Genomic DNA, 23,851 nt, shown 5'->3' with positions numbered 1-23,851 from the left:
TTACATAACAGGCTTAAGCCGGTTTTGTTAGCCCAAAAAATTCGCGGGCGGTTAATTCATCACGCGCAATCTGCGCTTTCAGTTCGTCCAGCGACGCAAATCGCTGCTCATTGCGTATTTTTTTACGCAGCACTACTTGTATATGGCGACCATAAAGGTCCATTGCAACATCTAACAAATGCACTTCCAGCTGCTGGCGAATACCGGCAACCGTTGGGCGTGTTCCGATGTTTGCCACGCCGGGTAACGGCTTTTCACCGAGGCCCAGCACTTCTACCGCATAAACCCCTTTCACCGGGGAAACCTGACGGCGTAGCGGTACATTCGCCGTCGGGAAACCTATAGTGCGCCCTAATTCATCACCGTGGACTACACGCCCGGAGATGGCAAACGGGTGCCCCAGTAAACTTTCTGCCAGAGCCAGATTGTCATCCGCAAGGGCCTGACGCACGGCGGTGCTGCTGATACGCACGCCACCTTCGCAAAAAGTTTGCGTACTGGTGATATCGAAGCCGTATTCCATGCCAGCTTTCTGTAATAACAAGAAATCGCCTTCACGACCAGCGCCAAAGCGGAAATCATCCCCTACAGCAAGAAATTTTACGCGCAAATGCTTCACCAGAAGATCGCTGATGAAATTTTGCGCGGTTAACGCCGCGAAACGCCTGTCGAAACGTACGCACAGCACGTAATCAACGCCACACTCTGCAAGGTAACGTAGTTTTTCCCGCAGCCGGGTCAGTCGTGCCGGGGCTTTATCGGTTGCAAACAGTTCCAGTGGTTGAGGTTCAAAAAGCATCACCATCACCGGTAAGTTGCGCTTGCGCCCTTCTTCCTGCAAGCCCTGTAACAGCGCGCGATGACCGCGATGCACGCCGTCGAAATTACCAATAGTCAGCACACACCCTTCTTGCGGGGCCTGGCTGAGATTATGTATGCCGCGTATCAGCTTCATGTCTGGCTCAAAACAGTGAAAATCGTCCGAGTATACCTTGTACAGCGGTCAAGGTTAACCGGCGATTGAGTACCGAAATCAGAAAGAAGTGGCTTTTCATTGCCATGGCGCAAATCACGGGAAGAAACTGACCACCTGCTGCAATTTTTATCGCGGAAAAGCTGTATTCACACCCCGCAAGCTGGTAGAATCCTGCGCCATCACTACGTAACGAGTGCCGGCACATTAACGGCGCTTATTTGCACAAATCCATTGACAAAAGAAGGCTAAAAGGGCATATTCCTCGGCCTTTGAATTGTCCATATAGAACACATTTGGGAGTTGGACCTTGGCTAATATCAAATCAGCTAAGAAGCGCGCCATTCAGTCTGAAAAGGCTCGTAAGCACAACGCAAGCCGTCGCTCTATGATGCGTACTTTCATCAAGAAAGTATACGCAGCTATCGAAGCTGGCGACAAAGCTGCTGCACAGAAAGCATTTAACGAAATGCAACCGATCGTGGACCGTCAGGCTGCTAAAGGTCTGATCCACAAAAACAAAGCTGCACGTCATAAGGCTAACCTGACTGCACAGATCAACAAGCTGGCTTAATCGCCAATTTGCTGAAGCTTTGTGAAAAAGCCCGCGCAAGCGGGTTTTTTTATGCCTGCTGCTTTGTGATGTGTGAGAAAACACACTGCCGGTTGCCAGATAGTCAAAAGATGCTGGTTCTTGCAGACATGCAGTTACACTCTCTGAACTCTTCGTGACTTAAAAATCGTAGAATCATCGGTTGATACATTCTGAATAAGAATATCTACTCAATCTTCAGACTCCCCCTACACAGAATGTGGAGATTGTGATACACATTGAGGTATTAAACTTAAGATCACTCTATTTTTGAATTAAATTCCTATACACTTTAACCATTCATAAATATCTCCTTATTAGACCTTGTAAATTATTAACAGCAATCAACACAGGTTATCTACCTATTTATATAGTACTTCTTAAAATTAATGAGCGATTTTTGATAGTAGTCACATTCACTCATAAGTTAAATTAATAAAAATTCATCAACTTCAAGGACTGATAATGACAGATGGTATCTCAACTTCGCCACATTGTCTTTATAAATCAAATATAGCAGATGATGTAATAATAAATAAAACAAGACAAAATGAGTTAGTAAAAGTGTTTTGCGAGTATAAAACAGAGTTCTTAATTTTGTTTGATGACTTTTTTAGAAGCCAGGATTTGCCTAAACCATCTCCAGTCCTTCATCATTTTTTTCAATACACTCATCTAAGAGATGCGCATTTTTATAGATGTAAACTCATAGAACATACAGTTCAATTTTCTTTTTTTAAACACAAAGAAATCACATTACTTAGATTGGATGTTTTTGATGACAGAACAAGCGAATGTCTTTCTGAAGAAATTAAAACATATCAAGAATGCTATGAAAAATTCATTAAGTTTTTAAAAGCAAATTTCAACCAGGAAACATACCCGCAGCTATATATTCCTGAGATATTTTATGACGCCTGCAAAAATCTCCAGTCATTTTTTTATCATCAGGAGAAGTCACAAAACGCTAAATACAGTGCAATAGACAAGAAAAAAAGTTATTTTAATAAGGAAATCAAAAATCTAATTAAAAAGAATATTTATCCTGAGCTATACAATGAACAATGCTTGAAAATCCCCGCCTCATCGACAGATGATAACCAGGAAATAACATGGCGGAATTTTAAAACTAGCAATGCGGCATATTCACAACTATGTGAAAAATCAGCTTTATTTAAAAGCACATCCAGTCGATTAATAGAAAAATCAGCTTACTGCTCAACTGAAAACACGATGACCAATAAATTTGATGTTGTCTTTTCTTACTGCGGAGATAACGTAAAGGAATTTATACTTTTATTACCCTATAATAAATCACTGGAGATGTATGAACTTAACGATAAAAAGATCCAGTATTTGACTGCCCCTAATATCAATATACATAAAATGTCGCTATCAAATATAACAATAGAAAAGAGCAACCTTTCATATGGGTATTATTTTGGTTGTATATTATCCAATATATCATGTTTTGAAAGCGACTTATCAAATACCATCTTTTCAAATGGAGAAATTAATAATCTATTCATTAAAAAAAGCAACATATTTGGAGCATCATTCACTAATACCAGAATAAAAAATTTGCTCTGTGAAGATATTATGCCTGGTCGATGGACCACTCAACTTGTCAATAAGCACCTGGGTTACAGATACACAGGAGTATTCAAAACCCTGGCAAGTATTGATGACAAACCGTCCCGTTTCGAAATTTTGATACCATTGATACAAACTTTAGTTCGCGACAATGTAAAGCTAAATAATGATGTGTATAAAGAACTGAAAAAGTTTATGCACGATTACGACAAAACATCCCCAGAAATGAGAAAATACCTTAAAAGCATCAACGAGTGTATGTTCCTTATGAAAAACATAGCTCATCACAATTAAAACACCCCAAAAAAGAAGTAATTTCAGAATGAAATTATCTGTGATGATTATTAATTCACTGCAGAGAAATAAAAAATAATCTGAAGCATGCTCTGAAACATCCTACTCTGTCATTCTAATGATGGAAACTTGCTCTTATTATAAAGAAGGGAACAATTAAGAATATTAAATTTTCAAACTTTCATCAACTTCACATCAAGAAATTAAAAAACTTAAACATTAATCTAAATAATAACAACCTGATCACATAATCGGGTTTGACAACGAGTGACCTTCCATACCAGTTAATTAAGGATGATTTATGAAAAAGTATATTATTCCCTTCGTTGCGACAACGTTGATGTTTAGCGCAACAACCTTCGCCAAGGATGTCGATCAAGGAACACTAACCATTAGAGGAGAAGTTGTTGATACAACGTGTTACTTTGTTAATGGTGATTCGACAACAGATATCGTTGTCGAAGATGTTGTAACCAGTGCAATGAATCAACTTATCAATAATGAAATCTACACTTTAAAAACCGGTTCAACCTCTCATGACTTAGAAATTCAGTGTGACGGCAATACAGCCCCAAGTATCGAAGTGCTAGCATCAGAGTTTGATGCTAATAACTTTACGCTGAATAAAGGAACTGCTGAGAACATTGGCTTTGCCATTTTCCTCGATGATGGGACTTTGACCAGAATGAGACCGGGGTTAAAAACACCGCTGAAAGATAATGGCTCTGGTCAATATGTTCTTAATTTAAGTGCACAATATGCCCGCACAAGTGGCAATCCTGTTACAAAAGGCTCTGTAGAGTCAACCGTAACGATTAAAATCAGTGCAGATTAACGTTTTTTGCCGGTAGCTCTGCTACCGGTATTATTTACGGAGTGGTTACGTGAGAATAATAACAGCATTACTGATGTCATTTTTTATTTTACCTGTTCATGCCGGTGTGGTCATCTATGGTACGCGCATTATTTATCCGGAAAAAAACAGAGAAGTTCTCGTACAGTTAATGAATCAAAGTAAAAATGCCTCTTTAATTCAGGCATGGATCGATGATGGGAACACAACTATCGCGCCAGAAAAAATTCAGGTCCCATTTATTCTCACACCACCAGTAAGTCGTGTAGCAGGCGGTTCTGGCCAACAACTTAAAATAAGAAAAATGCCAAATAATTTGCCTCACAATAAAGAAAGTTTATTTTATCTAAATGTTTTGGATATCCCTCCAAACAACCCACAAAATGCAGGAAAGAACAAAATTAAACTTGCATTGCAAAACCGTATAAAGTTACTTTGGCGTCCAAGCGGAATAGCTCCGGTAGATAAAAAAAGCCTTTCTCAATTAAATATCAAAAAGAAAAACAACGCCATCTCAATAAACAATGAAACAGCCAACTGGATAACAGTTACAACTATCAAAGCACAAAACGTGAAAGTTAATAATGAAAGTATCCTACTGCCTCCATTTTCGAATAACGACATTACATTAAAAAATAACAACGCCTCAGAATATGAACTAACGGTAGTTGATGATTACGGGAATAACATCCATAGTAAAATCGCCGCACGATAACAGGAAAAAGTCATGTTAAGGACGACACGATGGGTCGCTGCTATTATTTTTTTGTATTCTTTTCCGGGTTATGCTGAAGAAACTTTTGATACACACTTTATGATCGGCGGCATGAGAGGAGAAAAAGTTTCCGAATATCGCTTCGATAATAAACAACCTCTTCCGGGAAACTACGAACTTGATGTTTATGTAAACCACCAGTGGCGTGGGAAACAAGATATCACGATCCCAGAGTCACCAGCCAAACCATGTCTGCCTAAGGTGCTACTAACCACACTGGGGGTAAAGACCGATAATCTCAATACAGAAGATAATTGTATTTTACTGGATGAAGCGGTTCATGGTGGACAATATCAGTGGGATATCAGTGAACACCGACTAAATTTAACGATCCCACAGGCGTATATCAATGAACTTGAAAGAGGTTACGTTCCCCCGGAAAGTTGGGATCGCGGCATTGATGCTTTTTATACCTCCTATAATTTAAGTCAGTATCGCTCTTATGACAGCAATAATAACAGTAATACAGCCAGTTATGGTCGTTTTAACAGCGGATTAAATTTATTTAGTTGGCAATTACACTCTGATGCCAGCTATAGCAAGCCTGATGATATGAAAGGCACATGGCAAAGTAATACTCTTTACCTGGAACGTGGCTGGTCGCAAATATTAAGCACAGTTCAGATAGGAGAAAATTACACATCCTCACTCATATTCGACTCTCTGCGATTTAGCGGAATACGCTTATTTCGCGATATGCAAATGCTACCTGATTCTATGCAGAGCTTTACACCTTTAGTACAAGGTGTTGCGCAAAGTATTGCCTTGATAACGGTTTCGCAAAATGGCTATACCATTTACCAAAAAGAGGTTCCCCCAGGACCATTTACTATCGCAGATTTGCAACTTTCGGGCAGCGGCTCTGATCTCGATGTCAGCATTAAGGAAGCAGATGGTAGTGTTCGTTCCTTTTTGGTGCCCTACTCTTCCGTGCCCAATATGCTGCAACCTGGTGTTTCAAATTTCGATTTTATCGCCGGACGCAGTAAGATATATGGTGTAAAGAATCAGGAGGACTTTCTCGAGGCAAATTATATATATGGCCTCAACAATCTTTTGACACTTTATGGCGGTACGATTTTATCCGATAACTATAATGCTATAACTCTGGGAAATGGTTGGAATACACCGCTGGGTGCCATCTCTTTTGACGCTACCCGATCGAGTAGTAAGTTAAATAATGATATAACACACGAAGGTACGAGCTATCAGGTCGCCTATAATAAATATCTAGTGCAAACGGCTACTCGCTTTAGCGTGGCCGCCTGGCGTTATGCTTCGCAGGATTACAGGACATTCAGCGACCATCTTTACGAAAATGATAAACACAATCATCAGAGTGAATATGATGATTTTTATGATATTGGCAGAAAAAATAGCCTTTCTGCCAATATTATGCAACCTTTATCCAATAATCTGGGAAATGTATCATTAAGTGCGCTTTGGCGGAATTACTGGGGGCGAAGTGGAAATGCTAAAGATTACCAATTCAGTTATTCCAATAGCTGGCAACGCATTAGTTATACTTTCTCTGCCAGCCAATCCTATGATGAAAACGACAAAGAAGAGGAGCGTTTTAATCTGTTTATCTCCATTCCTTTCTACTGGGGGGATGATATTGCCAAAACACGTCACCAAATTAACTTATCGAATTCGACCTCATTTTCCAAAGATGGCTATTCCTCCAACAATACTGGAATTACTGGCATAGCCGGTGAACATGATCAGTTAAATTATGGTATATATGTTAATCAGCAACAACAAAATAATGATACCTCGCTTGGTACGAATTTAAGCTGGAGAACTCCCATCGCCACAATAGATGGCAGCTATAGCCATTCTAAAAACGCCTGGCAAAGTGGTGGAAGTATTAGTAGTGGATTAGTTGTCTGGCCCGGTGGTTTTAATATAACTAACCAGTTATCCGATACATTTGCAATTCTGGATGCGCCTGGGTTAGAAGGCGCGCATATTAATGGACAAAAATACAACCGAACAAACAGCAAAGGCCAGGTTGTTTACGACCTGATTATACCTCATCGTGAAAACCATCTGGTGCTTGATATAGCAAACAGTGAAAGTGAAACAGAATTGCAGGGCAATCGTCAAATTATTGCGCCTTACCGTGGAGCAGTTTCTTATGTGCAGTTTACAACTGACCAACGTAAGCCCTGGTATATACAGGCACTGCGTCCCGATGGTTCGCCATTAACCTTTGGCTATGACGTACTGGATCTCCAGGAAAACAATATTGGAGTCGTTGGCCAGGGTAGTCGCCTTTTTATTCGCGTAGATGAAATTCCCACTGGCATAAAAGTTGCTCTCAATGATGAACAGAACTTATTCTGTACTATTACTTTTCAACACGTTATCGATGAAAACAAAACATATATATGCCAGTAAAAGGAGTTTACTATGAAGTGGCTTTTATTAATCACCTTGAGTCTATATTCTTTTATTGTGCAAAGTGCTCCCTGTGCAGTGACCAATGTCGGTGAACAACGTGGAACATATATACTCAAGCCACTGAGTATGAAAGGTAATCTAACCACCGAAAAAATTGAAAACACCGGGAATATCATTGAGTGTGCAGACTTGCAAGAGACGACCAACGCCATTAAAGTTCATTTTTTAACACAGAACGCTTTAAGGTTTAAAGTCGGAAGCCGTCATTACATTATTAATTTCCCCTTTGAATCTGACGGTAAAAAAATAGAGCTTCCAGGGAAGTTATCTTATAATTTAGAAGAAATGCTATCTGCGATAAATTTCACCATTCCATATTCTATCGCATCTGTATCAGATAGTTCTAACACCGCAGACATTTTTCCAGGAACTCCTTTTCCTTTGTTGTTCGAAATTGAAGTGAGTTCATGCACAGGGAATAATACTAATTGTAATAGCGTCCGCTTTAATTTTAATTTAAATACTATTTTACAGGTAAATTTAATGACCTGTGGTTTTGAAGATCAATCCATCGACACTGGACGATTTGTACTGTCTCGTATCAATAATGAAAATTATCAGTTTCATCATATAAGATTTGACTGTATCCAAGGTGAGCAAGGTGAATTAGTTTTTGAACCCAGTGATGTTGAATATTACTTTGAGCCAGTGACGATACAGGATTCAGGAACCAGCATATTAAAAAATGAGTTAGAAAACAGTGAGGACGGTGCGGGTCAAATAGGCTTTCAACTCTCCAATGATGGTACGCATGAAATCCAGTATGGTAAAAGCAATTACTACTCTTTTCAGCATCCCCATGAAGGAAGTAATCAGATTCCTCTATTTATTCGCCCGCGTACATATGGAAATAATGTCTCAAGCGGGCAAATAATGAGCCGAGTCAAAATCGTGGTAATGTACAACTAATCTATCTCCCCCACCTTAACTTTGGGGGAGCTGCCGATTAACGTGCCGCTGGGCTAAAAAGCGCAGAATAATCCGTATTGCAGATTCGCTGTACCGCCGGGTGCTGAATCATCCGCTCAGCAAAAATAGCATGGTACTCTTCCATCACATTTTCGACGCGACCAATTTCTACGACAGTTTTATCGGCATAAAAGTCATATGCATAAAGCGTTGGGGCAACGAAGATTGCATTGTGCATCGCACCAAAAGCTTTCATCAACGCGGCATCATCAAACTCGCCGAGGATTTCTACGTTTAATCCCTGGGAGTTAAACCAGTTAAGCAATTTGCGCCCTAACATTGAACGTCGCCCAGGAATCAAAAGCCGCCGTTCTTCCAGACAAGCCGGGAACGGTTTTTCCGGTGGTGGATTTGTACACCAGAAACTCACGCCACATTCGCCAATTCTCACGGAGAACAGGCCTTCCTGCTGCGTAGAATCTATCGGACAGTCAGAAATGATCATATCCAGTTTATGCTGACTTAATTGCTCCAGCAGCATTTCGTGGGTGGATTCGAAGCAGCGAAGATGAATGGGCTCGCCTTCTACCACTGCGGCGTTAAGTACGCTACTGACCAGGCGTTTGGAAAGTGCATCAGCCACGCCAACGTCAAACAATAAATTGGATTCTTTGCGATAGTTCACGATATCCAGCATTTCCTGGCTTAAGGTGAACATTTTATCGGCATAGCGATAGACCAGCTCTCCCAGCTCGCTGGGTTCGAGACCACGTCCCTTGCGCTTAAATAATTTGCCTTGCAGGCGCTCTTCCAGCGCCCGAATCTGTCCGGTAATGGTTTGTGGTGTCAAATAAAGCGCCTCCGCTGCGCCAACCACGGAACCTTCTTTATAGACATGCCAGAAGTAATACAAGTGGTTGTAATTGATATGAGACATGCTCATTTCTCTCCCTGATAACAATGAAAAGGGAGCCGTTTATGGCTCCCCGGTAAACCGTCCTGTCAAACTGATGGACGCAAACGAACGCGTAACCAGCTGTATCCAATTACCGCCGAAGAGATAGAACCGACCAGGATACCGAGTTTCGCCCAGTTAATCAGTTCTGGATCTACGCTACCAAAGGCCAGGCTGGCAATAAAGATAGACATAGTAAAACCGATACCGCACAGGATCCCCACCGCCATAATTTGCTGATAAGTCGTTCCCTCAGGCAGATGCGCCAGTTTCAAACGCAGCGCCAACCAGCAGAACAGACTAATCCCCAGCGGTTTGCCAATCAGTAAACCAGCGATGATCCCCAATGGCAGAATGGAGGTCAAGCCATCCAGCGTGACACCTTGCAGTGAAACGCCAGCATTAGCAAATGCAAACAGCGGCAAAATCAGATACGCCACCCACGGGTGCAACACATGCTCCAGTCGCTTCGCTGGAGAACGCCCATGCTTCTCTTTCAAAGGAATAAAGAAGCCGACAATTACCCCCGCCAGGGTTGCGTGAACCCCCGATTTCAACACCGCAGTCCACAACACCACGCCAACCAGAATATAGACGCCCGTGCGGCGTACACCACACAGATTCAATACCGCGAGTACCGCAATTGCTACAGCCGCGACACCAAGAGAGGCCATCGATAAGTCATTAGTGTAGAACAATGCGATGATAATGATGGCCCCAAGATCGTCGATAATAGCCAGAGCCATCAAAAAGATCTTCAGCGCTAACGGAACACGACTTCCCAACAGCGCCAGCACACCAAGTGCAAAGGCAATATCAGTAGCCGCCGGGATCGCCCACCCTTCGCGGGTAATCGGATCGGCATAGTTAAAGGCCAGATAGAGCAATGCCGGCACAATCATCCCACCAATAGCGGCGATAACTGGAAATGCAGCCTGGCGTAAGCTGGCTAGCGATCCTTGCATCAGTTCACGTTTAACTTCCAGACCGACTAACAGGAAAAATACCGCCATCAGCGCGTCATTTATCCATAACAGCATGTTTTTGTTGATTTCGAGTGAACCAACCCGGAGCTGAACCGGCGTCTCCAGAAAGTCGTGATACCATCCACTGGTTGCGCCGCTGTTGGCCATAATCATCGCCAGGATAGCGGCAATGATAAGAATAATGCCTCCCGAGGCATCACTGCTAAAGAATCGATGCAGATGTTTCACTTTTTATTTCTCTTTCAGGTGAATAGATCGTTTTTACTATCTTACCCCGCACGAATCATCGTTAAAATCAGATTATAGTGTAGGAATAATTCGTTTTTTACGAACCATTGAAGGATTTGTGCCATCAGCGATGAGATGAGTTTTTGACGGCTGTAAGCGCTCACGAGTGACCCTAAGCCCTGATAATCATAGCTTAAGGTGAGGATTTCTGAGGGATTAATTAGGAAAAGTAATAATTAATTTGTTGTCAGTCGGCAATGTTTGTTAGGCCAATATTTCAAAAATAATCCAGCTTGTCGTCAATAATTGCGATAAAGAGATAAATTAAAGTTAAATAATTAAATCATTAAAAAATTACGCCATTAAAATGCGAGGCGTCTTCAGGATTAGAATCGATAAAACAGAATGGGTTAAAGAGAGCGATATAATAGCGGCGGGTGCTTGAGGCTGTCTGTCTCAGGCATTAGCTGAACGGCAGATAGAGAAAAGCCCCGAGTGATATTTTACCATCAACCCGAGGCCCCCTATATGCTGAACACATGTAGAGTGCCTCTTACTGACCGTAAGGTCAAGGAGAAGAGAGCAATGAAGCAGCATAAGGCGATGATTGTCGCCCTGATCGTCATCTGTATCACCGCCGTAGTGGCGGCGCTGGTAACGAGAAAAGACCTCTGTGAGGTTCACATCCGAACTGGCCAGACGGAGGTTGCTGTTTTCACGGCTTACGAATCCGAGTAAGAGCAACGGCGGGGAGTGATCCCCGCCACTTTACAGGTGCTCGCATATCTTCAACGCACCCTATTTTTACCCAAGCCTGCCCACGGGCAGGCTTTTGGGGAGGTTAGCGAGTCAGGTCGTCGAAAAACTTCTTCACACCATCAAAGAAGCTCTTTGAACGCGGGCTGTTGTGCTCGCCGGTTGGGCCACCGAAGCTTTCCTGCAGCTCTTGCAGCAGCTGTTTCTGCTTCTCGTTCAGACCTACCGGTGTTTCGACGACAACGCGGCACAGCAAATCACCCTGTGCGCCACCGCGGACAGACTTGACGCCTTTACCGCGCATACGGAACAGCTTACCGGTCTGGGTTTCGCCAGGCACTTTCAGTTTGACGCGACCATCAAGGGTCGGTACTTCGATTTCGCCACCCAGCGCTGCCATAGCGAAGTTGATCGGGACTTCGCAATACAGGTTGTTACCTTCACGCTCGAAAATCGGGTGCTGTTTAACCTGAACCTGAACGTACAGATCGCCTGCCGGTGCGCCATGCTCGCCCGCTTCACCTTCGCCCGCAAGACGGATGCGGTCTCCAGTGTCCACTCCTGCCGGGATTTTAACGGACAGCGTTTTGCTGCGCTCAACACGACCATGACCATGACATTTGTTGCACGGATCTTTGATCAGCGTACCGCGGCCCTGACAGTGTGGACAGGTCTGCTGTACAGCGAAGAAGCCCTGGCGCATCTGCACCTGACCAGAACCATGACAGGTCGGACAGGTCTGCGGCTGTGTACCTGGTTTTGCACCGCTACCGTGGCAAACGTCACACTCTTCCAGAGTCGGAATGCGGATCTCTTTGGTCACGCCACGTACAGCTTCTTCGAGGGTGAGCTCCATGTTATAGCGTAAATCAGCACCGCGCGCCGCACGTTGACGACCACGTCCGCCGCCAAAAATATCGCCGAAAACGTCACCAAAAATATCGCTGAAGTCTGCGCCGCCGCCAAAACCGCCGCCGCCCATGCCACCTTGCTCAAACGCAGCATGACCATACTGATCGTATGCCGCACGTTTTTGCGAGTCGGTCAGAACTTCATAAGCTTCCTTGATCTCTTTAAATTTCGCCTCGGCCTCTTTGTCACCCTGGTTACGGTCCGGGTGGTATTTCATGGCCAGGCGTTTGTAGGCCTTTTTGATTTCACGCTCTTCCGCTGTTTTGGAAACGCCTAAAATCTCGTAATAATCTTGCTTAGCCATCTTTTTTAAATTGCCCCTAGATGAATGCACGGGCGGAGAGGAAATACCCCTTCGCCCGTGTCAGTATAATTACCCGTTTATAGGGCGATTATTTTTTGTCTTTGACTTCTTCAAATTCAGCGTCGACAACATCGTCATCTTTCGCGTTGTTTGCAGAAGCATCAGCACCGGCAGTCTGCTGCTGGGCATGTTGCTGCTGGGCGATTTCCATCAGTTTCTGGGAAACCTGTGCCAGTTCCTGCATTTTCGCTTCGATAGCGGCTTTGTCTTCACCTTTCAGAGCAGTTTCCAGTGCAGTCAGCGCAGACTCGATAGCAGTTTTGTCGTCAGCCGGCAGTTTGTCGCCTGCTTCTTCAACCTGCTTACGGGTGCTGTGCAGCAGATGATCGCCCTGGTTGCGAGTCTGAACCAGCTCTTCAAACTTACGGTCAGCTTCGGCGTTAGCTTCTGCGTCGCGTACCATTTTCTGGATTTCATCTTCGTTCAGACCAGAAGAAGCCTTGATGGTGATCTTCTGCTCTTTACCGCTGTTTTTATCTTTCGCGGAAACGTGCAGGATACCGTCAGCATCGATATCGAAGGTAACTTCGATCTGCGGCATGCCGCGCGGTGCCGGGTTGATACCATCCAGGTTGAACTGACCCAGAGATTTGTTATCAGCCGCACGTTTACGTTCACCCTGCAGCACATGGATGGTTACCGCAGACTGGTTGTCTTCAGCGGTAGAGAACACCTGGCTGTGCTTGGTCGGGATAGTGGTATTTTTCGCGATCAGCGTCGTCATCACACCGCCCATGGTTTCGATACCCAGAGACAGCGGGGTAACGTCCAGCAGCAGTACGTCTTTTACGTCACCAGTCAGAACACCACCCTGAACAGCAGCACCGATTGCTACAGCTTCGTCCGGGTTAACGTCTTTACGCGGCTCTTTACCAAAGAACTCAGCAACTTTCTTCTGAACCATTGGCATACGAGTCTGACCACCAACGAGGATAACGTCGTCGATATCAGATACGGACAGGCCAGCGTCCTGCAGTGCAACTTTCAGCGGCTCAATGGAACGGTTTACCAGATCTTCAACCAGGCTTTCCAGTTTCGCACGAGTCACTTTGATGTTCATGTGTTTCGGACCGGTCGCGTCTGCAGTGATGTACGGCAGGTTAACGTCGGTCTGCTGAGCGGAAGACAGTTCGATTTTCGCTTTTTCTGCCGCTTCTTTCAGGCGCTGCATTGCCAGCGGATCGTTGCGCAGGTCAATGCCCTGATCTTTCTTGAATTCTTCAACCAGGTAGTTGATCAGACGGCTGTCGAAGTCTTCACCACCCAGGTGGGTATCACCGTTGGTAGCCAGAACTTCGAAGGTTTTTTCGCCGTCAACTTCGTCGATTTCGATAATAGAAATATCGAAAGTACCACCACCCAGGTCATAAACCGCGATAGTACGGTTGCCAGTACCTTTGTCCAGACCGTAAGCCAGCGCAGCTGCGGTCGGTTCGTTGATGATACGTTTTACTTCCAGACCAGCGATACGGCCTGCGTCTTTGGTTGCCTGACGCTGAGCATCGTTAAAGTATGCCGGTACGGTAATAACAGCTTCAGTTACCGGTTCACCCAGGTAATCTTCAGCGGTTTTCTTCATTTTTTTCAGCACTTCAGCAGAGATCTGCGGCGGTGCCATTTTCTGGCCTTTAACTTCGACCCATGCGTCGCCGTTATCAGCAGCAATAATTTTGAACGGCATGATGGAAACATCACGCTGTACTTCTTCGTCCTGGAAGCGGCGGCCAATCAGGCGTTTAATCGCAAACAGGGTGTTTTGCGGGTTCGTCACTGCCTGACGTTTAGCCGGCTGACCAACCAGAGTTTCACCATCCTGGGTATAGGCAATGATAGAAGGCGTGGTGCGATCGCCTTCGGCGTTCTCCAGTACACGAGGAGTGGTGCCATCCATAATCGCTACACAAGAGTTGGTAGTACCCAGGTCGATACCAATTATTTTACCCATCTAAACGTCTCCACTATATATTCGGTCATCATGTGGTTGTGAGTCTGTAATAGGGGCGAAACGTCTGGTTTCAACTGCCCAATTTCATTTTTTTGCAGACTCACTCACTGCGGTTGACTACTAAATGGGGTCGTAACCCACGTCATCAAGGGGGAGATGCAAAAATTTTTTGTGCTTTTGCGCAGAAATTTCGCGATATGCCAGAACAAGACACGAAACTGACAGCAATTTTATTCATATAGAGAATGAATGACAGCCAAGACATTCATAGAAAAATTGTAATAAAAAGAAAATATTACGTACCTGAATCTTCTCTTTATCAGCAGTAAACTAGTGGGTATTCATCCCCTACCTCTCCCCACTAAGAGAATCCTTATGAAATCCGTTTTTACGCTTTCCGCCAGCCTGGCGATTAGCCTGCTGCTGTGCTGCACGGCGCAGGCAAACAACCATAAAATCCTCGGCGTCATTGCGATGCCGCGTAACGAAACCAACGATCTGGCGCTGAAACTTCCTGTTTGTCGCATTGTTAAACGCATTCAACTCACTGCCGACCATGGCGATTTGCAGTTAAGCGGTGCATCGGTTTATTTCAAAGCCGCCCGTAGCGCCAGTCAGAGCCTGAATATTCCTTCAGAAATAAAAGAAGGGCAAACCACTGACTGGATCAACATTAACAGCGATAACGACAATAAACGCTGCGTCTCAAAAATCACCTTTTCCGGCCATACGGTGAACTCATCGGATATGGCCACGCTGAAAATTATCGGCGACGACTAACGCCAGAATATAGAAGCCACAAAAAATGAATGTTAATTACCTGAATGATTCAGATCTGGATTTTCTCCAGCATTGTAGTGAGGAACAATTGGCAAATTTCGCCCGGCTGCTCACCCATAATGAAAAAGGCAAAACTCGCCTCTCCAGCGTACTGATGCGCAACGAACTGTTTAAATCGATGGAAGGACATCCCGAGCAACACCGCCGCAACTGGCAGCTGATTGCCGGAGAATTACAACATTTTGGTGGCGATAGTATCGCCAACAAATTGCGCGGACACGGTAAATTGTATCGGGCCATTTTGCTCGATGTTTCAAAACGATTGAAGCTGAAAGCCGACAAAGAGATGTCTACGTTTGAAATTGAGCAACAGTTACTGGAACAATTTCTGCGTAATACCTGGAAGAAAATGGACGAGGAACATAAGCAGGAGTTTCTGCACGCGGTCGATGCCAGGGTGAATGAGCTGGAAGAGCTGCTGCCGCTGCTGATGAAAGACAAATTATTGGCAAAAGGCGTGTCGCATTTGCTTTCCAGCCAATTGACCCGCATTTTACGCACCCACGCAGCAATGAGCGTACTTGGGCATGGTTTGCTGCGCGGCGCGGGGCTGGGAGGCCCTGTAGGCGCGGCACTAAATGGGGTTAAAGCGGTCAGCGGCAGCGCCTATCGCGTGACGATTCCAGCCGTACTGCAAATCGCCTGCCTGCGCCGGATGGTTAGTGCCACTCAGGTCTGATACCGGAAACCGGGGAAAATTTTCATTTTCCCTTCAAAAGATCGTAGACACTGCCCCACTGGCTGATTATTATGCCGCGCCCTGAAAACACTACAGTTATTCAGGGAAATTATTTCACCATTCATTCGATGATGATTTTTGAGGAATTATGGGCAACACTAAGTTGGCTAATCCGGCACCGCTGGGCCTGATGGGCTTCGGCATGACCACCATTCTGCTTAACCTGCACAACGTGGGTTATTTCGCTCTTGACGGTATTATTCTTGCAATGGGCATTTTCTACGGCGGCATCGCGCAAATTTTTGCTGGTCTGCTGGAGTACAAAAAAGGCAACACTTTCGGTTTAACCGCATTCACCTCTTACGGTTCTTTCTGGCTGACGCTGGTTGCGATTCTGCTGATGCCGAAACTGGGTCTGACCGATGCGCCAAATGCACAGTTCCTTGGTGTCTACCTGGGTCTGTGGGGCGTATTTACGCTGTTTATGTTCTTCGGCACGCTGAAAGGCGCACGCGTTCTGCAATTCGTTTTCTTTAGCCTGACCGTGCTGTTTGCCCTGCTGGCGATCGGTAACATTGTCGGTAATGCCGCGATCATCCACTTTGCCGGCTGGATTGGTCTGATCTGCGGTGCCAGCGCAATCTATCTGGCGATGGGTGAAGTGCTGAACGAGCAGTTTGGTCGCACCGTTCTGCCGATTGGTGAATCGCACTAATTGTTTTGAGATCCCCCCGCTCGGGGGGATTTTTTTATTCGCTAACTTCGCGTCTTGCACTCTTCGGTCTGAATGCAGCAACCACTTCCGGTGCCGTTTCAACGTATGGCCCTTCCAGCAACTGAATGCAGTACGGTACGCTGGCAAAAATACCGTGCACCACAACGTTACCCTCAGCGTCCTTTACACCTTCCAGCGTCTCTTTAATAGACTTCGGCTGACCGGGTAAGTTAAGGATCAGCGCCTGTTTGCGAATCACGCCCACCTGACGCGAAAGGATCGCAGTTGGTACAAAATGCAGGCTGATCTGGCGCATCTGTTCACCAAAGCCTGGCATCTCGCGGTCCGCTACTGCCAGCGTCGCATCGGGCGTTACGTCACGACGCGCCGGGCCAGTTCCGCCCGTGGTGAGCACCAGATGGCAACTCATTTCATCCACCAGCTCACACAACGTTTGCTCGATGATCGCCTGCTCGTCGGGGATTAAGCGGGTTTCCAGTTCAAACGGCGTGGTTAGCGCCGATGTCAGCCATTCTTCCAACGCAGGGATGCCTTTATCCTGATAAACGCCGCTGGATGCGCGATCAGAGATGGAAACTAAGCCAATACGTAAAGTATTCATCAAGATTTTTCCGTTTAAACAGTCTCGTTAAACAGAATGATACACTGCGAAGGGAGTGACAGACAGGCTTCAGAAGAGGTAGCGTGACCGACTTCCCGGTCACGCTAAGAATGATTACAGCAGATCGCCGATCATTTTTTCCAGTTTTTCCTGGTCAACAGCAAACTTACGGATACCTTCCGCCAGTTTATCTACTGCCATTGGATCCTGGTTATGCTGCCACAGGAACTCGGACTCAGTGATACGCGCCGGACGCGCTTTCACTTCGCCGGTGTAAGACAGTTTACGTTCGATAGCCCCTTCGCTCTCAGCCAGCTCTTTCAGCAGTGCCGGTGCGATGGTCAGACGGTCGCAACCTGCCAGTTCCAGAATTTCGCCGATGTTACGGAAGCTTGCGCCCATAACCACGGTTTCATAACCGTGCTCTTTGTAGTACTGGTAGATTTCAGATACAGAAACCACGCCCGGATCTTCTGCCGGAGCGTACTCTTTCTTATCAGTATTCGCTTTGTACCAGTCAAGAATACGGCCAACAAATGGCGAGATCAGGAACACGCCTGCTTCCGCACAAGCACGAGCCTGAGCGAAGGAGAACAGCAGGGTCAGGTTACAGTTGATACCTTCTTTTTCCAGCTGTTCTGCAGCACGGATACCCTGCCAGGTAGAAGCCAGTTTGATCAGAATACGATCGTTGCTAATCCCTGCATCGTTGTAGAGTTTGATCAGGCGTTTTGCTTTCGCAATTGACGCTTCGGTGTCATAGGAAAGACGCGCATCAACTTCAGTTGAGATACGGCCCGGAACCAGTTTCAGGATTTCCAGACCAATATTTACTGCCAGTTTGTCGGTCGCGTCCACGATCTGCTGCGCGCGATCGTTGCTCTGCTGTTTCGCCCAGGCGACAGCATCATCAATCAACTTACGGTATTCCGGAATCTGCGCTGCGTTAAGAATGAGAGAAGGGTTGGTTGTGGCATCCTGCGGTTGATACAGCTTCATTGCCGCGATGTCCCCAGTGTCGGCCACTACGGTGGTGTACTGACGAAGGGAGGTCAATTTGTCCGTCATGATAGTATTTCTCTTTAAACAGCTTGTTAGGGGGATGTAACCGGTCTGCCCTGATGATATCACGACGCAACGTCAGCGCAACCGCCGACAAGACGGTTATCGCCAGGCGAGACTGTTTCAGATTTCTGACACTGCGTTGATATCGCCCGCCATTTTTATACAAAACCTCATGTATGCTACGCAGAAGTTATCAAGTACCTCGTAGCGTATATACTTCTTAAACAATTGGTAACGTTTACACAGGAAAGTCATCGCGACCGGCAATAAGAGGGATATGCATGCCAGATTTTTTCTCCTTTATTAACAGCGTCCTTTGGGGATCGGTAATGATTTACCTGCTCTTCGGCGCAGGTTGTTGGTTCACTTTTCGCACCGGATTTGTGCAGTTTCGCTACATCCGCCAGTTTGGCAAAAGTCTTAAAAATAGCATTCATCCACAGCCAGGCGGTTTAACCTCATTTCAGTCATTGTGTACCAGTCTTGCGGCACGCGTGGGTAGCGGCAACCTGGCCGGCGTTGCGCTGGCTATTACCGCCGGTGGACCTGGAGCCGTCTTCTGGATGTGGGTTGCCGCGTTTATCGGCATGGCGACCTCGTTTGCCGAATGTTCCCTTGCACAACTTTATAAAGAACGTGACGTTAATGGGCAGTTTCGTGGCGGACCGGCATGGTATATGGCGCGCGGGCTGGGGATGCGCTGGATGGGCGTTCTGTTCGCCCTCTTTTTGCTCATCGCCTACGGCATAATTTTCAGCGGAGTTCAGGCGAACGCCGTTGCCCGCGCCCTGAGTTTTTCTTTTGATTTTCCTCCGCTGGTGACAGGCATTATTCTTGCTGTCTTTGCTCTGCTGGCAATCACTCGCGGTCTTCATGGCGTCGCCCGGCTCATGCAGGGGTTTGTCCCGTTGATGGCGTTAATCTGGGTACTGACCAGCCTGGTAATTTGCGTAATGAATATCGGGCAACTTCCCCACGTCATTTGGTCTATTTTTGAGAGTGCTTTTGGCTGGCAGGAAGCGGCAGGCGGCGCGGCGGGATATACCTTAAGCCAGGCGATTACTAACGGTTTTCAGCGCAGTATGTTTTCCAATGAGGCGGGAATGGGGTCGACGCCAAACGCGGCAGCGGCGGCTGCGTCCTGGCCTCCGCATCCCGCAGCGCAAGGAATTGTCCAGATGATTGGCATTTTTATCGACACCCTGGTCATCTGTACGGCAAGCGCCATGCTGATATTACTGGCGGGTAACGGCACAACCTACATGCCGCTGGAAGGTATTCAGCTTATCCAGAAGGCGATGCGGGTGTTAATGGGTTCCTGGGGTGCGGAGTTTGTTACCCTCGTGGTTATTCTGTTTGCCTTCAGCTCCATCGTTGCCAACTACATTTATGCCGAAAACAATCTCTTCTTCTTACGTCTGAACAACCCTAAAGCGATCTGGTGTCTGCGAATCTGCACCTTCGCAACGGTCATCGGCGGCACCTTGCTAAGTCTTCCGCTGATGTGGCAACTGGCAGATATCATTATGGCCTGCATGGCTATTACCAATTTGACCGCCATATTACTGCTCTCGCCTGTGGTTCATACCATTGCCAGTGATTATCTACGCCAGCGTAAACTCGGCGTGCGCCCGGTGTTTGATCCGTTGCGTTATCCGGATATCGGTCGCCAGCTTTCTCCGGACGCGTGGGATGATGTTTCGCAGGAGTAATCACAACTATCGATCAACTCATTCTCTTTTTTTGCTAAAGTCGGCATAAATTTCCTGCAAGGACTGGATATGCTGATTCTTATTTCACCTGCGAAAACGCTCGATTACCAAAGCCCGTTGCCCACCACGCGCTATACGCTGCCGGAGCTGTTAGACAATTCCCAGCAGTTGATCCATGAAGCGCGGAAACTGACGCCTCCGCAGATTAGCACGCTGATGCGCATCAGCGACAAACTGGCGGGTATCAACGCCGCTCGCTTTCATGACTGGCAGCCAGATTTCACGCCGGAGAATGCCCGCCAGGCGATTCTGGCGTTTAAAGGTGATGTCTACACCGGCTTGCAGGCCGAAACCTTCAGCGAAGACGATTTCGATTTTGCCCAACAGCATTTGCGAATGCTTTCCGGCTTGTATGGCGTACTGCGCCCGCTCGATTTAATGCAGCCTTATCGTCTGGAAATGGGGATCCGTCTTGAGAATGCCCGAGGGAAAGATCTGTATCAATTCTGGGGAGATATCATCACCAACAAGCTGAACGAGGCGCTCGCAGCACAAGGCGATAATGTGGTGATAAATCTGGCGTCAGATGAGTATTTTAAATCGGTGAAGCCGAAGAAATTGAATGCCGAGATTATCAAGCCGGTGTTCCTCGATGAGAAGAACGGCAAATTTAAGATCATCAGCTTCTACGCTAAGAAAGCACGCGGTCTGATGAGTCGTTTCATTATTGAAAATCGGCTGACCAAACCAGAGCAACTGACTGGTTTTAATAGCGAAGGTTACTTCTTTGATGAAGCTTCCTCCAGCAACGGCGAACTGGTGTTTAAACGCTACGAGCAGCGTTAAGTTTGCAGTCAATGCCGGATGGCAATCCGGCATTGATATTTAGCGATGATGTTTGTCAGGCCCCGGACGATGATCGCCACGATGATCATTGTGCTTGTTATGGCGCGGCGATGGCGGCGGTCCATATGGGTGCCAGCGATTGCCTCGCCATTCATAATGTTGTTTCCACCAGCCGTGGTCGCGCCAGTGACCGCCATCCCAGTAATAGCCACGATTATCACGATCGCCTATCTGTAATTTTACTGACGGGACTAACGTAATTTCCGCAGCCTGCGCTGCCATGGGAGCGACCAGAACCAGGGAAAGTGCGAGTACGATAGATTGCATCTTTTTCACAGGTTACTCCTTTTATCATTGCCCGTTATGGGTCGATATCCGGAGATTACGCGATGAGAACGGCAGTTGTTATTCTCCGCAATCCTAATCTCTAAGTTACCGCATTTATTGAGAATTTCTCCTTTTTCCCTGTCGTTTTTCTCCATATTTTCTTCATTAAAAAAGCCGGGCTGTATAAAAGCAAACCCGGCCTGATTGAGATAATGAATAGATGTTACTGATGATTCATCATCAATTTACGCAACGCAGCAAAATCGGCGGGCAGATTATGCGAAAGCAAGGGTAAATCAGCACGTTCTGCCAGCTCTTTTGGCAGATCCAACGTTTCACCGAGAATCGCTTCCACGCTCTCTTTAAATTTCGCCGGATGCGCGGTGCCGAGGAACAAGCCATATTCGCCTGGATGCAACTGGTCACGCAGTGCACGATAAGCTACGGCAGCGTGCGGCTCCGAGGTATAGCCCAGTTCTTTTAACTCACGCATTGTCTGTTGCGTGGTTTCATCATCTACGGCTGCATAACCCAGCTCTTTCAGTTGCCAAATTTTGCGGCGGAACAACTCTTCCACACGCGGCCAGTTGTTCGGTTGACTCACGTCCATCGCGTTGGATAACGTCGCCTGAGTCGCTTTGGGTGACCACTGCCCGTCGTGCAGGAAACGCGGCACGGTATCGTTCACGTTAGTGGCAGCGATAAAACGCTTCACCGGCAGGCCAAGAGATTTCGCCAGCAGGCCCGCCGTCAAATCGCCGAAGTTACCGCTCGGCACCGAGACAACCAGCTGGTTGCGCGCTTCCTGCGGCAACTGCGCCACGGCTTCAAAGTAGTAGCAAATCTGCGCCAGCAAACGGCTGATGTTAATGGAGTTAGCAGAGTTTAACCCCAGCGCCACTTTCAGTTCTTCATCATCAAACGCCTGCTTCACCAGCGCCTGACAGGCATCGAAATCGCCGTCGATGGCAACAGTTTCAATATTGCCGCCCAATGTACAGAACAGTTTTTCTTGCAGTGGACTGATTTTGCCTCGTGGATAGAGGATAACCACTTTCACATTCGGCAAACCGTAGAAAGCATGAGCCACTGCCGCTCCGGTATCACCGGAGGTCGCGGTCAGAATGGTCACTGGCTTATCGCCCGCAATATGGGTCAGCATTTGTGCCATAAAGCGACCGCCGAAATCTTTAAATGCCAGCGTTGGCCCGTGGAACAACTCCAGACAACCGACATCGCTTTCAACATTGGCGACCGGAGCCGGGAAGGCAAACGCCGCGCGTACGCGCTCTTCCAGGATTTCCTGCGGGATTTCATCACCAATAAACGCCGAGAGGATCTTCGCACTGCGGGTGACAAAATCCAGCTTCAGCATCTCATCAATTTCAGTCAGGCTGAATTCCGGCAGGTCGTGCGGGAAAAACAGCCCCTGATTTTTGCCCAACCCCTGGGTTACGGCTTGCGCAAAGCTGACCTGCTCATTGTGATCTTTCAGATTGTAGAGTTTCATTTAGTTTTCCAGTACTCGTGCGCCCGCCGTATCCAGCCGGCAAATATGAACAAAACCTTCCTGATTTTGCAGGTAGTTCTTACCCAACCAGTCGGCAACGCGCTGGGCGGTATCCGGCTTGTCACACAGAGCGAACAAAGTCGGGCCGGAGCCGGAGATACCGCTCGCTACCGCGCCGATTTCCGCGACCGCCTGCCGCGCCTGCCGGAAACCAGGCAGTAACCGTTCACGGTAGGGTTCAGCGATAACATCTTTCATCAGCTTCGCGGCAAGCTCAGGCTGACGGGAATAGCAGGCGTGAATGAAGCCTGCCAGATGTCGCCCGTGCGCAATGCAATCCTGGCGGCGATACTGTGCCGGTAAAATAGCCCTGGCTTCTGCCGTCGAGACTTTAATCCCCGGATACGCCAGCACCCACAGCCACTCATCAAACCCTGGCACTTGCTGGCTGATGATGTCGTTTTCTTCGATCATTAACTGCATACCACCAAGAAAACACGGTGCCACGTTGTCGTAATGAATGCTGCCGGAGATACGCCCTTCCAGCTCGCCCATCAAAGCCAGCAAACGGGTGTCATTAAGCGGCTTGCCGCAGTGTTCATTCATCGCCATCAGCGCCGCGACCACTGAACAGGCGCTGGAGCCTAAGCCCGAACCGATCGGCATATTCTTTTCCAGGGTCATCGCCACTGGAATTTGCTTACCCAGCTCCTGGCAAAAACGCTCCCAACACTGATAAACGATATTTTCCCGAGGTTCTGACGGCAGCTTATCGGCAAAGCGTCCGAGGTTATTGAGACTGAATGTCTCTGCCGCCTCAACCGTGACTACATCTCCGAGCAATGCACCATCAACGGGTGTCACCGCCGCCCCGAGCACATCAAACCCGACGCTCATATTGGCACTGGAAGCCGGGGCATAAACTTTAACCATG

General features: G+C 46.9%; 23 protein-coding genes. 12 read left to right on the top strand and 11 right to left on the bottom strand.

Features of this window, described 5'->3' with window-relative positions:
• Positions 1 to 13 precede the first annotated feature (13 nt).
• Positions 14 to 955: a bifunctional riboflavin kinase/FAD synthetase gene (gene ribF, locus ACJHXB_RS04345; RefSeq protein WP_000767329.1), complete on the bottom strand. Its 942-nt coding sequence runs from the start codon at positions 953 to 955 to the stop codon at positions 14 to 16.
• 7 nt (positions 956 to 962) lie between these two features.
• On the bottom strand, positions 963 to 1,181 hold the full coding sequence (locus tag ACJHXB_RS04340; protein WP_001300728.1) for a DUF2575 family protein: 219 nt from the start codon (positions 1,179 to 1,181) through the stop codon (positions 963 to 965).
• Between the two features lie 102 nt (positions 1,182 to 1,283).
• Between ACJHXB_RS04340 and rpsT the strand changes: the two genes are divergently transcribed.
• The 6 genes from rpsT to ACJHXB_RS04310 all read left to right on the top strand — a co-directional run bounded on the left by rpsT (position 1,284) and on the right by ACJHXB_RS04310 (position 8,455).
• On the top strand, positions 1,284 to 1,547 hold the full coding sequence (gene rpsT, locus ACJHXB_RS04335; RefSeq protein ID WP_001274021.1) for a 30S ribosomal protein S20: 264 nt from the start codon (positions 1,284 to 1,286) through the stop codon (positions 1,545 to 1,547).
• A 483-nt stretch (positions 1,548 to 2,030) separates the two neighbouring features.
• Positions 2,031 to 3,452, top strand: a complete 1,422-nt coding sequence (gene espX1 / locus ACJHXB_RS04330) for a type III secretion system effector EspX1 (protein ID WP_000129327.1) — start codon at positions 2,031 to 2,033, stop codon at positions 3,450 to 3,452.
• Between the two features lie 301 nt (positions 3,453 to 3,753).
• Positions 3,754 to 4,287, top strand: a complete 534-nt coding sequence (locus tag ACJHXB_RS04325) for a fimbrial protein (RefSeq protein WP_000759930.1) — start codon at positions 3,754 to 3,756, stop codon at positions 4,285 to 4,287.
• Positions 4,288 to 4,336: 49 nt separating this feature from the next.
• Complete coding sequence (locus ACJHXB_RS04320) at positions 4,337 to 5,020, top strand: fimbria/pilus periplasmic chaperone (protein ID WP_001220310.1); 684 nt, start codon at positions 4,337 to 4,339, stop codon at positions 5,018 to 5,020.
• A 12-nt stretch (positions 5,021 to 5,032) separates the two neighbouring features.
• Positions 5,033 to 7,483 (top strand): fimbrial biogenesis outer membrane usher protein, encoded by a 2,451-nt coding sequence (locus ACJHXB_RS04315; RefSeq protein ID WP_000946607.1) that lies wholly within the window; start codon positions 5,033 to 5,035, stop codon positions 7,481 to 7,483.
• Positions 7,484 to 7,495: 12 nt separating this feature from the next.
• Positions 7,496 to 8,455, top strand: a complete 960-nt coding sequence (locus ACJHXB_RS04310) for a hypothetical protein (RefSeq protein ID WP_000871682.1) — start codon at positions 7,496 to 7,498, stop codon at positions 8,453 to 8,455.
• Between the two features lie 37 nt (positions 8,456 to 8,492).
• On the opposite strand, the gene nhaR is transcribed toward ACJHXB_RS04310, so the two are convergent.
• Both nhaR and nhaA read right to left on the bottom strand, forming a co-directional pair.
• A complete protein-coding gene (gene nhaR, locus ACJHXB_RS04305; protein WP_001300855.1) occupies positions 8,493 to 9,392 on the bottom strand; it encodes a transcriptional activator NhaR in 900 nt (299 codons plus the stop codon).
• Between the two features lie 65 nt (positions 9,393 to 9,457).
• Positions 9,458 to 10,624 carry a Na+/H+ antiporter NhaA gene (nhaA, locus tag ACJHXB_RS04300; RefSeq protein WP_000681360.1) on the bottom strand — a complete coding sequence of 389 codons (1,167 nt, stop codon included), beginning with the start codon at positions 10,622 to 10,624 and terminating at the stop codon, positions 9,458 to 9,460.
• Positions 10,625 to 11,209: 585 nt separating this feature from the next.
• Here nhaA and mokC point away from each other — a divergent pair.
• Positions 11,210 to 11,362 (top strand): type I toxin-antitoxin system toxin MokC, encoded by a 153-nt coding sequence (gene mokC, locus ACJHXB_RS04295; RefSeq protein WP_000809168.1) that lies wholly within the window; start codon positions 11,210 to 11,212, stop codon positions 11,360 to 11,362.
• 103 nt (positions 11,363 to 11,465) lie between these two features.
• Here the strand turns inward: mokC and dnaJ are convergent, their stop codons facing one another.
• Both dnaJ and dnaK read right to left on the bottom strand, forming a co-directional pair.
• Entirely contained in the window at positions 11,466 to 12,596 is a 1,131-nt protein-coding gene (gene dnaJ / locus ACJHXB_RS04290) for a molecular chaperone DnaJ (RefSeq protein ID WP_001118464.1), read from the bottom strand.
• A gap of 88 nt (positions 12,597 to 12,684) precedes the next feature.
• A complete protein-coding gene (gene dnaK, locus ACJHXB_RS04285) occupies positions 12,685 to 14,601 on the bottom strand; it encodes a molecular chaperone DnaK (RefSeq protein WP_000516135.1) in 1,917 nt (638 codons plus the stop codon).
• Positions 14,602 to 14,976: 375 nt separating this feature from the next.
• On the opposite strand from dnaK, the gene ACJHXB_RS04280 reads away from it, so the two are divergent.
• The 3 genes from ACJHXB_RS04280 (at position 14,977) to satP (ending at position 16,835) form a co-directional block, all read left to right on the top strand.
• The gene (locus tag ACJHXB_RS04280) at positions 14,977 to 15,381 is read left to right on the top strand and encodes a DUF2541 family protein (protein ID WP_000843579.1); all 405 of its coding nucleotides are present in this window, start codon (positions 14,977 to 14,979) and stop codon (positions 15,379 to 15,381) included.
• A 25-nt stretch (positions 15,382 to 15,406) separates the two neighbouring features.
• Positions 15,407 to 16,120 (top strand): acidic protein MsyB, encoded by a 714-nt coding sequence (msyB, locus tag ACJHXB_RS04275; RefSeq protein ID WP_001102367.1) that lies wholly within the window; start codon positions 15,407 to 15,409, stop codon positions 16,118 to 16,120.
• Positions 16,121 to 16,268: 148 nt separating this feature from the next.
• Complete coding sequence (gene satP / locus ACJHXB_RS04270) at positions 16,269 to 16,835, top strand: acetate uptake transporter (protein WP_000528541.1); 567 nt, start codon at positions 16,269 to 16,271, stop codon at positions 16,833 to 16,835.
• A gap of 34 nt (positions 16,836 to 16,869) precedes the next feature.
• On the opposite strand, the gene mog is transcribed toward satP, so the two are convergent.
• Both mog and tal read right to left on the bottom strand, forming a co-directional pair.
• Complete coding sequence (gene mog, locus ACJHXB_RS04265; RefSeq protein WP_001094685.1) at positions 16,870 to 17,457, bottom strand: molybdopterin adenylyltransferase; 588 nt, start codon at positions 17,455 to 17,457, stop codon at positions 16,870 to 16,872.
• A 114-nt stretch (positions 17,458 to 17,571) separates the two neighbouring features.
• Positions 17,572 to 18,525: a transaldolase gene (gene tal, locus ACJHXB_RS04260; protein WP_000130187.1), complete on the bottom strand. Its 954-nt coding sequence runs from the start codon at positions 18,523 to 18,525 to the stop codon at positions 17,572 to 17,574.
• Between the two features lie 278 nt (positions 18,526 to 18,803).
• Here tal and ACJHXB_RS04255 point away from each other — a divergent pair, with 278 nt between their 5' ends.
• Positions 18,804 to 20,234, top strand: coding sequence for an alanine/glycine:cation symporter family protein (locus ACJHXB_RS04255; RefSeq protein ID WP_001112575.1), 1,431 nt, complete (start codon positions 18,804 to 18,806; stop codon positions 20,232 to 20,234).
• Between the two features lie 69 nt (positions 20,235 to 20,303).
• Complete coding sequence (yaaA, locus tag ACJHXB_RS04250; protein ID WP_000906178.1) at positions 20,304 to 21,080, top strand: peroxide stress protein YaaA; 777 nt, start codon at positions 20,304 to 20,306, stop codon at positions 21,078 to 21,080.
• Positions 21,081 to 21,119: 39 nt separating this feature from the next.
• Here yaaA and ACJHXB_RS04245 read toward each other — a convergent pair whose 3' ends face one another.
• From ACJHXB_RS04245 to thrB, 3 genes are all read right to left on the bottom strand, one after another.
• Entirely contained in the window at positions 21,120 to 21,416 is a 297-nt protein-coding gene (locus ACJHXB_RS04245) for a DUF2502 domain-containing protein (RefSeq protein ID WP_000738734.1), read from the bottom strand.
• A gap of 214 nt (positions 21,417 to 21,630) precedes the next feature.
• Complete coding sequence (thrC, locus tag ACJHXB_RS04240) at positions 21,631 to 22,917, bottom strand: threonine synthase (RefSeq protein WP_000781061.1); 1,287 nt, start codon at positions 22,915 to 22,917, stop codon at positions 21,631 to 21,633.
• Positions 22,918 to 23,850 carry a homoserine kinase gene (gene thrB, locus ACJHXB_RS04235; protein WP_000241660.1) on the bottom strand — a complete coding sequence of 311 codons (933 nt, stop codon included), beginning with the start codon at positions 23,848 to 23,850 and terminating at the stop codon, positions 22,918 to 22,920.
• Between the last annotated feature and the right edge of the window lies 1 nt (position 23,851).

It is taken from the genome of Escherichia sp. WS3227_2 (assembly GCF_046486495.1).
GTDB lineage: Bacteria > Pseudomonadota > Gammaproteobacteria > Enterobacterales > Enterobacteriaceae > Escherichia > Escherichia coli.
Note: the sequence above shows the minus strand (reverse complement) of the source record. Positions and strands in the feature narration are given on the sequence as shown.